1 pseudogene is annotated in these 260 nt (G+C 43.5%); it reads left to right on the top strand.

The features are described from left to right. Positions 1 to 260: pseudogene (ligA, locus tag AAEY78_RS13730) on the top strand (NAD-dependent DNA ligase LigA); the annotation flags it as partial.

Below are 260 nucleotides of genomic sequence, written 5' to 3'. Positions count from 1 at the left end.
GCTGCGCTAAGTAAATTTGAGCAAGTAGCGCACCAAGTGCCTATGTTATCGCTTGATAACGCCTTTAGCGAAGATGAGTTTATTGCCTTTAATCGCCGTATAAAAGAGCGTTTAATGAGTACCGAAGAGCTTACTTTTTGTTGTGAGCCAAAACTAGATGGCTTAGCTGTGTCGATTATTTATCGTGATGGCGTACTAGTGCAAGCCGCGACCCGAGGTGATGGGTTGACGGGAGAAAATGTAACTCAAAACGTTAAAAC

The sequence above is a fragment of the Psychrobacter sp. 16-MNA-CIBAN-0192 genome (assembly GCF_040309565.1).
Taxonomy (GTDB): domain Bacteria; phylum Pseudomonadota; class Gammaproteobacteria; order Pseudomonadales; family Moraxellaceae; genus Psychrobacter.
The sequence above is the reverse complement of the archived record's forward strand: the minus strand, read 5'-3'. Positions and strand labels throughout refer to the sequence as shown.